Annotated in this window: 9 protein-coding genes and 1 other RNA gene; all 10 read right to left on the bottom strand. The window is 35.3% G+C overall.

Annotation, left to right across the window (positions count from 1 at the left end):
• Window positions 1-382 precede the first annotated feature (382 nt).
• Window positions 383-1,885 (bottom strand): carboxypeptidase M32, encoded by a 1,503-nt coding sequence (locus NiCM35_RS12590; RefSeq protein ID WP_371470799.1) that lies wholly within the window; start codon window positions 1,883-1,885, stop codon window positions 383-385.
• A gap of 287 nt (window positions 1,886-2,172) precedes the next feature.
• On the bottom strand, window positions 2,173-4,086 hold the full coding sequence (locus NiCM35_RS12585; RefSeq protein ID WP_095331924.1) for an ATP-dependent DNA helicase: 1,914 nt from the start codon (window positions 4,084-4,086) through the stop codon (window positions 2,173-2,175).
• A 221-nt stretch (window positions 4,087-4,307) separates the two neighbouring features.
• Window positions 4,308-4,478, bottom strand: coding sequence for a hypothetical protein (locus NiCM35_RS12580; protein ID WP_163186195.1), 171 nt, complete (start codon window positions 4,476-4,478; stop codon window positions 4,308-4,310).
• Between the two features lie 103 nt (window positions 4,479-4,581).
• Entirely contained in the window at window positions 4,582-5,715 is a 1,134-nt protein-coding gene (locus NiCM35_RS12575) for a THUMP domain-containing class I SAM-dependent RNA methyltransferase (protein ID WP_123257832.1), read from the bottom strand.
• Between the two features lie 209 nt (window positions 5,716-5,924).
• Window positions 5,925-6,304: RNase P RNA component class B (gene rnpB, locus NiCM35_RS12570), an RNA gene on the bottom strand.
• Between the two features lie 108 nt (window positions 6,305-6,412).
• On the bottom strand, window positions 6,413-6,715 hold the full coding sequence (gene gpsB / locus NiCM35_RS12565; RefSeq protein WP_047940407.1) for a cell division regulator GpsB: 303 nt from the start codon (window positions 6,713-6,715) through the stop codon (window positions 6,413-6,415).
• Between the two features lie 75 nt (window positions 6,716-6,790).
• On the bottom strand, window positions 6,791-7,348 hold the full coding sequence (locus tag NiCM35_RS12560) for an SLOG family protein (protein ID WP_204259857.1): 558 nt from the start codon (window positions 7,346-7,348) through the stop codon (window positions 6,791-6,793).
• 412 nt (window positions 7,349-7,760) lie between these two features.
• A complete protein-coding gene (locus NiCM35_RS12555; protein WP_095331918.1) occupies window positions 7,761-8,114 on the bottom strand; it encodes a CotD family spore coat protein in 354 nt (117 codons plus the stop codon).
• 388 nt (window positions 8,115-8,502) lie between these two features.
• Window positions 8,503-9,756 (bottom strand): ribonuclease H-like domain-containing protein, encoded by a 1,254-nt coding sequence (locus NiCM35_RS12550; protein WP_433779674.1) that lies wholly within the window; start codon window positions 9,754-9,756, stop codon window positions 8,503-8,505.
• A 10-nt stretch (window positions 9,757-9,766) separates the two neighbouring features.
• Window positions 9,767-12,049: a DEAD/DEAH box helicase gene (locus NiCM35_RS12545; RefSeq protein WP_433779672.1), complete on the bottom strand. Its 2,283-nt coding sequence runs from the start codon at window positions 12,047-12,049 to the stop codon at window positions 9,767-9,769.
• Between the last annotated feature and the right edge of the window lie 40 nt (window positions 12,050-12,089).

Raw genomic sequence — 12,089 nt, 5'->3', positions numbered from 1 at the left:
TATTTTCCACATGATGATAGATAACTCTTATTGCATATTATCATAGAACAAACACGAAAAAAGCAGAAGTAAATATTTCTTCTGCTTTTTTCACAATTTACTTACTATCTGTATGGCTTTGTACTTCTATTTTTATTAGATTCTCCGCTTTATGCCCACAGCATTTGCATATTGTCTTTTCTTTATAGATGGTCAGGCAGTAGCTACAATAATAATTCACCATATATATCACACTCACTTCTTCATAAACATATATTAGTATATTTATCAATTGTGGAATATGTGCCGAAACGAGAGAAGTTTACCCGCTTAGCTTATATTCTGGTTTATTGAGAGCTACCTTATAAAAATCCCTCCATATCGCGATCGGAGGATAGATCTATTAAAGTTCAAGCTGATAAACATCACTATATTTTTTGTATAAATAATCAATTAAATATTGGGCGTTTAATCCTTCCCCTGTTACATCCTTTAATATTTCGAGCGGTTTTTTCATTTTCCCAAAACGATGAATTTTTTCATTCAGCCACTCTTTAATAGGAAGCAAGTTACCCTGCTCTAATAACGCATCGAAATCAGGTATATCTTTCACCATTACCTGCTTTAGTTGGGCAGCATACATATAGCCTAGAGCATAGGATGGGAAATATCCAAAGCTTCCCCCTGCCCAATGTACATCTTGGAGAACACCCTCTCCATCATTTTCAGGAACTACCCCCAAATAAGTTTTGTACTTTTCATTCCATATAGCCGGCAAATCCTTCACTTCGAAATCACCATCAAATAAGCCCTTCTCCATTTCATAACGGATCATAATATGTAGTGGATATGTTAGTTCATCTGCTTCGATTCTAATCAATGAAGGCTTTGATTCATTAATTGCTCGATAAAAGTCTTCCACAGTCACTTCATCAAATTGACCATTAGCAAATGATTTCAAAGCTTCATAATTATGCTTCCAGAAAGCAAGATTTCTTCCCACAAAATTTTCATAAAATAGTGATTGGGATTCATGAATACCCATTGAGGTACCAGTGCATAATGGTGTTCCGATTAGCTCTTTCGAAATATTTTGTTCATACAGTGCATGACCTGCTTCATGGATCGTTCCAAAAACTGCCACTCTAAAGTCAGATTCATCGTATTTAGTTGTAATTCGAACATCTCCAGGATTGATTCCAGTCGCAAATGGATGCACCGTTTTATCTAGACGTCCAGCATCAAAATCGTAACCTACTTGTTTTAATACATCAAGACTAAACGCCTCTTGATTTTCTGCTGGAAATGGCTGATATAAAAAGTCAGTAGTCGGGCTATTCTTTGAAGCAGCAATTTTATGTACTAACGGGATAATTTTATCTTTTACATTTGAAAATACTTCATCTAAAATCGCAACCGTCATGCCTGGCTCATACATATCTAATAAAACATCATATTTATTTTCTTTATGTCCCCAATATTCAATGAATCGTTTATTCATCTCTACTAATTTTTCAAGATAAGGCTGAAACAAGGAAAAATCCGCTTTTTCTTTCGCTTCTTCCCATACACTTTCCGCTTTTGATTGGAGCATCACATATTCTTTATGTTCGTCTGCAGGAATTTTTTTATTGCGATCAAATTCCTTTTTCATTTCTTCCACTGTCTTTCTTGTAATTGGTGATAATTGATCTTGGATACTTTCCTCAGACAGAACAGTAAGATAGGCCTCTAGCTCTTCAGAAGTTGATAATTCAAATAATTCAGAAGATAGGACACCAATTACTTCTGTTCGTTGGTCTACTCCCTTTTTTGGAGCACCTGTACGTAAATCCCAGTAAATTAGAGCAAGTGCTTCATTGTATGCCCCTATCTTTTTCACATAATTTAAAAATTGTTCTTCCATTTCTTTTTGATTAATAGACAATATACTCTCCTCTTTTCTTATCTATATAATTTTATCTTAACATATTGTTTTGCGTTGAGATATAGGTATTCCAAGCAAATATACAACCAAACAATTAGAGGAATGTACTTAGAAACTTTGTATAACCTAAAAAAGGGTTGTGGGTATCACGCACAGAATCGGACAACCCTATAAGAGAATAACCATACAAAAAACTCATAAGATAATTCATGCATTGTTCGATAACAACTTAGAATTTCTTATGAGTCATTTTATTATTTAACCAATTACATTGCTGTTACTGGTAATGCTTCGATTACAGCATTCTTTACTAGGTCTGCTACATTGGTATCCATACATAAATGAATGGTACCTTTATCTTCATGTGTACGGATTAAACGACCAACACCTTGACGCAGTCTTAATACCATATATGGTAAATCGACTTCTAGAAAAGGATTTTCCACATTTTCCCGTTTGCTTTTATAAACCGGATCATTTGGAGGGAATGGCAAAGAATAGATAAATACGTTTTCTAATGATCGCCCTGGTACATCTAGTCCTTCCCATAGGTTTACTGCACAAAGGATTGATTGTTCCTCATTTTGAAATTTTGAAACAAGGGTACTAATTTCTCTTTCCCCTTCAAAATATATCGGCAAAGAAAATTCCTGTGGCAGATTGTCCTTAAATCTAGCTAAATCTTCTTTACTATTGAAAAGAACAAGCGATCGACCATCTGCTTTTATTAACTCTTCATAACAATATGCTTGTTTTTCTTTGTCTTCATTCTGATTGAATGACTTAATATATACAGCCATATTCTCTTCATAATCAAACGGAGAATCAACAGAAAACGATAAATAATCAGCTGCGCCAATACTTTTGGCCATATATTCAAAGGATTTATTCTCAGATAATGTTGCCGAAGAGAAGACAATCGGTTTTTGTTGACTAAATACTTCTTCTTGCATAATATCTTGTACAAGTCTTGGCATAATAACAAGTGTTCTTTCCCCGTTATTTTCCTCAAACCAGGTTATTCCGTTCATTTCCTTTAAAAATAACCCTAACGAATGAGAAATCTGCTCTAAATATTCTTCTACAACTTTTAAATCGTACTCATTGATAACATACATTTCACTTTCAAAGACAAGCTCTTCCTCTAGCTCAGAAATATAGCCTGCTAATTTTTTACCGGCTTGGATTACTCGATCCGTTTTTTTGATTTCCTGTTTATCTGAACCCTCTGTTTTATAGGAAGCATCTGTTAGTTCTCTAAAAAACTGTTCATTTTGATAAATAGTTTCTTCAATAATATTTAAGGTTTTCTCACGTACATCGTTTGCCATTAAACGCGTTAAGAGATTTTCTAAGTTTTGCTCTGTCAATCGGTATGTTAATGCACTTTGGGCAGCATATTCTAATAAATGTCCTTCATCAAAAACAACACAAGCACTATCAGGTAATAAAGGAAGCTGTCCTTCCCTTTTTCTAGCTTCTTTTGTCCAAATATGCTCCATATAAAAGTCATGAGAACAAATGATTAAATCCTTAGCATTACGATAGTAATCTCGATGTAATGTCTGCCCACAGCGATGTCTTTTATCACAAGTAAAACAATCTTGCATGGAATCCCATGCTACCCCTTCCCATTCCTTATCATTCAAATCTGGATAGTCTTTTCTGTCTCCATAGGGTGAAAAAGATTGTAATGAACCTGTTCCGTGCACAAAATCTGGAAGGCTGTCATAAATCGTATTATACGTATCTTCGAATGTAATTTTTTGATCCAGTTTAGTTAAGCATAAATATTGATTTCGTGATTTAGCTAAACGAACATCAATATTTAATCCAAGCGCCTCCTCTAACTTTGCAATATCGCCTTCTTTTTTAACTAGCTGTTCAATTAACGTCTCATCTGAACAAGCAATAATGGCAGGCTTGTTTACATAACGGGCATAACAAATGCTATATAATAAATAGACAAAGGTCTTTCCAGTTCCTACTCCAGCCTCTGCAAAAATTGTTTTCCTTTCCTTAAACGCTTTTTCTAATTGATAAGCCATATATACTTGCTCATCACGTAGTTCATAACCTGCTTCTGGAAGAATGTCATAAAAGACATCGCCAATCCATTCTCCCAGCTTCTCGTAAAATGATTCAGTTTTTGATACTTCAAATGGCATGCTATTTTGCATGTAAACCCCTCCGACCTACGAATTATGCTGCTTGTCTTTAATCTTTATCTATTTAATAAGCAAAGAATAATTTGCTTAATTTTTTCATGACGAACCTTAATCATAGTCAATTTGACTGCAATATTCAAGTGAAAAGAGGGTTGCCTTCAAAAGAATCAGGCACCCTCTCTTACATCATTTCATTATTATTTGTTTTGTGGATTATAACAGTTTGCTTTCTCTTACCCTCTATCCCTTGATAAGGAATAAGTCATGGCCTGCTGAACCATTTGTTGTGCTGTAGATAATTGCTGTAAAACAGCTTGATCGGCAATACCTTCTTCTTCTATTAAATTCACTGATGAATTTAAAGCACCGATTATTTTTGTATAATCTATATTACTATCTTTCATAAAACTTCCCTCCAGAAAATTACGTATAGAATAAATATATACTGTTACTCAAAAAATATACTTATTTATCAGATGTAACTTCCTAAAAAGCAGACTTTATGTATTAGTCTCTTTTTCGCTTGCCCCAGTATTGATAATAATCTGTTCGAATGAATCCATTGAATAGTTTGCGTTTTTTCGTCGCTTTCCTGCCATAATGTGTTTCAAACTCTTCATCACTTGTAAGCATATAAATAGACCATGTTTCAAGTGGTGCAAATGCTTGGCCCATTTCCTGATACATTTTTTGAACAGACGGTTTATCGCCTAACCGTTCTCCATATGGCGGATTACCCACAATAACACCATTCTCTTTCATTGTGGTAAAATCTCTTACTTGCATTTGCTTAAATGTAATAAGGTCTCCCAATCCTGCTTCAAAAGCATTTTCTTGCGCTATTTGAATCATCCGATGATCGATATCTGTGCCAATGATTTCCAGTGGTTGATCATAGTTTGCAATTTCTTCTGCTTCTTGACGTACCTCTTCCCAGACTTCACTTGGCATCCAATCCCATGTTTCCGAGATAAAATCACGATTAAAGCCAGGTGCAATATTTTGCCCAATTAAAGCTGCTTCAATTGGAATGGTACCAGATCCACAAAAAGGATCTACAAAAGGTCGATCCGCAGTCCAATTGGTTAATAAAATTAAGGCAGCAGCAAGTGTCTCTTTTAAAGGTGCTTCCCCTTGCCCTGCACGATATCCCCTTTTATGGAGTCCTTGTCCTGAAGTATCAATCGTTAATGTAACGATATCCTTTAAAATAGCAACTTCAATCTTAAATAACGCGCCGTTTTCCTCTAGCCAACCTGTTTTCTTATAATGAGTGCTTATCCGATTAACAATCGCCTTTTTAACAATTGCTTGACAGTCCGATACACTAAAAAGCTTTGATTTCACAGATTTACCTGAAACAGGGAATTGTGCATTTACCGGAAGATATTCTTCCCATCTTATTGCTTTCGTTTTTTCAAAAAGCTCATCAAAGGTTGTGGCTTTAAATTCAGCAACTTTAATCTTTACACGATCAGCAGTACGAAGCCACATATTACTTTTTGCAATTGCCTTTTCGTCGCCTTTAAATAAAACCTTACCATTATCAACCGTACATTCATAGCCTAGCTCTCTTACCTCTTTTGCAACTATTGCTTCAAGTCCCATTGCTGCAGTAGCAATTAAGTCAAAATTTCTCATAACGACTCCTTTATCATCCTTTTAGCTGTATTTTCTTATGTATCATTATTACTCTTTCTATAGCTTCAAATTAGTATGTATATTCCATATAAAAAGGATGACCAGATTATATGAATGACATACTGATTAGAAAAAATTCTCCCAGCATATCAGACACAAATCTACGTGTCACCCTTTGTCATGTTATTATCATCATAATCAATATCACGCTCTATAAGCCATGTTCTGTTCCTTTGTACTCATGCGACTTTTTATCTCGTACTAAGGCGGTAATCATCTATCTACAGAAATTAATTTCTGTCCTTCTCTTCCGTTCATTTCCTCAGAGAAAGTTCCCCTACCATAATTTGGGTTTCTCGCTCGTGGGGTTTACCTCGTTCCACCCTTGTCATTTCTGACAAAGCTACGTCACTGTGGCACTTTAAAAGTATTCATACCATATCCGAAGACTTAGGTATTTTCCCTGCCGTCAGCATTAATATGCTGCCCTAGCTTATTTTTTGACTAGGCACGAACACTACAAGCATCTCAGCTTGTGCGAGCATGGACTTTCCTCTACAAACAATGTTTGCAGCGATTACCAAAGCGTTTTATTGATACAATAGCTATTATAGTTGTTTTACCTAGTTAATGCAATGGTTATTATAGGAATTTATAATCTTTCCAACTACAATAATGCACAGTCTATTAAATAACATTAATCATATAGCTTACTTCCAAATACATGCTTTTCTAAATTAGATAATCTTTTTAAGATATCGAAGTTTGTAGTTCCAGCTGTCGTTGGAGCAGGCTGTCTACGACTAGCTTCCTCTGCTAGCTTCTTCAAACGTAAATTCTCTTGTTGCAGTTCTTCAATTTCTTGGTGAAGGGTTTCATAATCTTTAATAATTAAATCCAAAAACTTATCAACTTCTTCTGGTTTATAGCCTCTTACACCTGTTTTAAATTCTTTTTCTAAAATATCTTTTGCTGTTAGTTTCATTTTATCTGATAGCATTTATCGCTCACCTCAGTCGATTACCATTTATCTCAATTATTTTTTCAAAGAAACGCCATTTTGTCAATAAATCTATTAATACTCGTCCTGAAACCTTATTTCTTCAACAATATCTTGGAGATCTGAAAATTGAATTTTACGAATTTCATACGTGTTTTGCTCTTGATACTTTAGTGCTAGCTCATATAAGTACTTAGGACTACCAGGTTTCTCTTCATCATAAAAAAGCAGTAATGCATCACTTTTTTTTAGTAAAAAAATATTCTTATCTTTTAATTGCTGGGGACTCTCATAGGGCTTCTTCGAAACAGAATCAACAAAATCAGCTTGCATGATTATTTCTTCATACCATTCTTGATTAGCCTCTTTCCAATTCTGTTCCTGTTCAAGGAAAGGCGTAATCACCCCTAGTTTTAAGTCTGGGTATTCTTCCATCTGCAAATCATATACTACTTCTGCAGCCCATAGCTCTGTTCCAAGCTGGCCACTAATTAATACCCACTCAAGTCCTTCTTCCAGCATTGCTAGCAAGTTCTTTCTAATTGCTATCTTTATGTATTCGGCTGCTAATTCGTCTCGCTTAAATATTCCAATTTCGAAAGGCTTATAGCCAGAAATGACGGCTATTTTCATAATAATATAAGGAACTCCTTCACAATTACCGTAGTTACTTTAAAATATATCATAAATATATTAACCCATAAAGAATTTATACTTTTTTAGCCAAAGATTGCTTTTCCCAGCCAGTCTAACATTACAGATTCATTATATGATAAGTATTTGATAAAATGAATGAAAATAATCCACCTAATATATTTTCACTCATTTCCAGATAAAAAAAAGAAATGCTACACTACTTCTTCCTCGTATTCTCATTAATCTATAGCTTAAGGCTAATTTGTTCTGCTTTATAGCAAAAAACTCCGTATAAAAATGAAAAAAAACAGACCCGAAATGACAAAAGAGGACCAGAATGAAAACATTCCGATCCCTTTTTGTCTACAATCATCTACAAGGAACTGAAAAAGCCTCTTGTGTTTTTTCCTTATCGTTTTCTGAATGGAAATCCACCAGGCATTCCAGACATACCAGCTTGACCTGGGAAGAATTGACCAGTAGCTGTAAATGGAGTTCCTCCCATTTGAGGAAAAGCAGGTGCTGTAGGCGCAGTTGGGAATGGAGCTGGAGCAGGACCCATATTAGCTTGAGTATTAGTTACTACAGTCTCACTAGATTGAGTGTGCGGGAAGAAATGTTGGTGCTCGTAGTTCACATGATTTACAGTAGTAGTATGAGTTGGATGAATATGTGGCACAATATTATTTGTAAAAGTGTTATTCACACAACATTTTGTTGGATGAACTACTGCAGGTAAAATATTATTAGGTTTACAATGCATAAGAAAATCTCCTCTCAAATAAATTAGTTATCTTACAGTAACAACTTATGTTGAAAGGGATAATCTTGTACTAATACAAACACCTATTTTGTTATGTTTTTTAAATCTTTGTTTATCAATGCAAAAAATTGTATAAAAGAAAGGTATAAAAGCTGTCTTTTAGTGTTGAAAATAAAATCATGGTTAAACAAACTAGCACAAAAATAAACACATAACTACTTTATACAATTCGTTCACTCCATTGTGTTTCAATTAGACTATTTATCATTCTATGAAATTACTTCTTTTTTTCCCTATCTTCATTCAGGAAAATAGTATTTTCCAATACTAATTTTAATAGGGAAAGAGAGTACATCCAACTAGGTTATTAATGGAATTATTGAATTCACTAAATCGTATGCAGTTTTCTTATTAGACGTTCGTACCTTTTTTGAAGTTCCTGCTCCATCTTCGGTAAAGTTTCTTGTTCATAAAATAGATTTTGCGCTTTTTTTGTGAGTTGCAATGCTTTTTGCGGATTTTTCTCTTTATGTTCAGCGAATTTTGCTAGTTCGATAAGGGATTGAATTACAATAATTTGATTCGTCTCCCATGTATATGTTTCCGTAATTTTTTGCCACAAGCTAAGAGCATCTTCAAACTTCTTCTCTCTTTTATATTCCTTAGCCAATAAAAAAGCTGCTTCTAAAAGCACTTCTTTATCCTGGTCCTTGATACTCTCTAGGTTTTGCTTGGCAACGTCCGTTTGCCCGATAATTGCGTACCATTTCCCTACCTCTAAAGTCTCTCTTGCACTGATTTCTTGATCTTTTCTTAGCAATTGACTGCTTAGATGGGTGTACAAGGTGATTAAAGAAAGAATATCTATTTCATTATGCTTTAAGATGCCAAGCATGCCTTCAGGATTTTTTCGTTCTACAAAATCAAAATAAATCATCGGAGCAAGAAACCCAGGAATGTCATCCTTCCGTTTTACTCCAAGAATTTCTTCTTCCACGATAGATAATTTTGTTCTTTCTAAACGATGCTTCCACATACGGCGGGAAGCGTGGTACAAATCAAAGTGACCAAATTCAGGAAGCTTTGGTACATGCTCCTTAATTAGCGTATGCCTTGTTTTTACTTGCGGCCAATCAAAGGCCTTGCCATTATAGGTTACGAGCGTTGTATAGTCTACATTTTCTAAAAAACTATTAAATAAAGGCACTTCTGCTCCAGGATGTGGCAATACATGCTGTTTTAAAACGATCTCCTCTTGTTGCAGCTGAGCGTAACCAAGGATAAAAATAGTATTGCCTGCACCGCCTCCAAGTCCTGTTGTTTCTGTATCAAAAAAGAATAAATCCTTAGGCTGATGTCCTTTTGCAGAAAGAGGATGATCATAGCTTGCCTTATTCCATTCATCGACCACCCCACAAAAATCTCGAAACGTATAATTCCCGTGTTTATAATCAAGAGGATAGCGCACTTCCCGAATTAAGCAATATTCACTATCTAACCAATAAGGCGAGACATTTTCCTGTTCCCACTCCTTCATGAATGGGATTGTCCCCTTTTTTGCTTCGGGATTTTTCACAGGAAGGGTTTGCTCTTCTTTTTTTAGATGCGTCTTCATTCTGTTCAATTTATTTTTAATAGACATTTTAATCCCCTTATATGGAAATCTCACTATTCTCTAAAAGCGAGAGAATTTTCATTACATCTCTTTTACTGTTATGTGCATGGCTCTCTGTCCCTATGCAGGAAGGACAGCCGTATTCACAGGAACAATTTCCCACCATTTTTTTTGCTTCTTTTAATACTGCAGGCATTTCTTCATATATCTTCTTACTTAAACCAATCCCGCCAGGATATTGGTCATAGAAGAATATTGTTGCTTTTTCATTATGTTCTGCTTTAACTTGTGGGACTACATGCAAATCTTGTGGATCTGCCATAACAAGTAATGGGGCAATATGCTTTAACGCATGAGCAACCCCTAATAGCCCCTGTTCTGTTTGCTCTTGTTCCCATTCTAGATCACTTGGTTGGAAAGAAATCCATGCTGCATTTGTATGGAGCTCCTCTTCTGGCAGAGTAATCGGGCCAGATCCAATATTTTCGTGGGTTTCAAATTTTATTTTTTTAAAAATGGTGCTCATTGCAACAATGCTGACATCACCAAATCCAGTTTCTGCTTTTTGATAGTTACTTTTATTGTCTTCTTCTAACACTTTTAAAGATACCGCTAAATTTGCATCTGTATAATAATCGACACTTACCTCGCGGACATAGGCTTTCTTTTCTTCCCAATCAAGCTTTTCTACTTGATATTGAATTCCTTGATGCATATAAATTGCTTCTTCATGCAATAACGTCATCGCTGAAAAGCGATCGCTTTCTCCAATTACTCTGCTTTTACTTACATCCGAGATATCAATAATAACAATATTTTCTTGAGAAGCGGAACGGAGACTAATATTATGAGCTGGAAAAGAATCATTCATCCAATACCATTTATCCCCATTTTGAAAGAGAATGCGCTCATCTGTTAAAAATTCAAGAATTTCGGTAATTTCACAATTACCAAAGGTATCCCCTTCTTTAAAGGGTAGTTCATATGCTGCACATTTCATATGATCTATGAGAATAATAAGATTATCAGGATTTATTCTCGCCGTTTCTGGATTTCTGCTAAAAAAATAATCTGGATTTGCCACCATATACTGATCAAGAGGACTTGAGCTAGCGACCATAATGACAAGAGATTCGTCATGTCTGCGACCTGCTCTTCCTGCTTGCTGCCACGAACTTGCAATTGTACCCGGGTATCCAGTCATGACACAAGCTTGAAGTTGTCCAATGTCTACTCCTAGCTCTAACGCATTTGTACTGACCACTCCATAAATATTGCCTTGACGTAATCCCTGTTCAATTTCTCTTCTTTCTGTTGGCAAATAGCCACCTCGATAGCCGCGAATAGACTTAGGTCCAAGTTGAAATTTGACAAGTTCCTGTAAATACGTAAGTAATATCTCTACTCGTACACGGCTTTTGGCAAAAATAATTGTTTGAATTTTATTTTTCAGCAACTCACCTGCTAATTGGCGTACTTCTAAAGTAGCACTTCTCCTTATATTCAAAGGGATATTCACAATAGGAGGATTATAAAAAACAAAATGTTTCTTTCCACTTGGAGCACCATTATTATTTATTAATTGAACCCGCTGTTCTGTTAAATTTTCCGCTAGTTCTTTTGGATTTGCAATCGTAGCAGATGTACATATAAAGATAGGATTGCTGCCATAAAATGCACAAATCCGTTTTAACCTACGGATAACATTGGCTACATGACTCCCAAATACACCTCTGTATATATGCAGCTCATCGATAATGACGTACTTAAGATTTTCAAATAGAGATACCCATTTTGTATGATGGGGCAAAATGGCAGAATGAAGCATATCTGGATTGGTAATAACAATATGGCCAGCTTTTCGAACTTTTTGCCGAATAGAAGCTGGTGTATCTCCATCATATGTATAACTGTTTATTTGTAGTTCTGCACTTTCAATTAATTCATTCAATTCACTTTTCTGATCCTGTGCAAGTGCCTTTGTAGGAAACATATATAATGCTCGGGCGTTTTTGTCCTCTGCAATCGACTGGATGACCGGCAGATTGTAGCAAAGCGTTTTACCTGATGCTGTTGGGGTAACAGCAACGATACTTTTTCCTTCCCGAATTGCTTGATACGATGAATGTTGATGTGTATATAACCGGGTGACCCCGCGCTTTTGCAAAGCATCTTTTAAATTAGGAATTAAATCATCTGGAAGAGGAACGGTAACCGCCTCTTTCGCTTCTATTGTATGCCAAAAAGAAATTCTTTCTTTATATTCATCTTTTGTTTTTAAATCCCTTATAATTTCTTGAAGATTTTTACGTACTTTCATTTTGTTTCACCTCTACTATATCTATTTTACCGAATAGATG

It is taken from the genome of Niallia sp. M35 (assembly GCF_050971705.1).
Lineage (GTDB): Bacteria > Bacillota > Bacilli > Bacillales > Cytobacillaceae > Niallia > Niallia circulans_A.
Note: the sequence above shows the minus strand (reverse complement) of the source record. Positions and strands in the feature narration are given on the sequence as shown.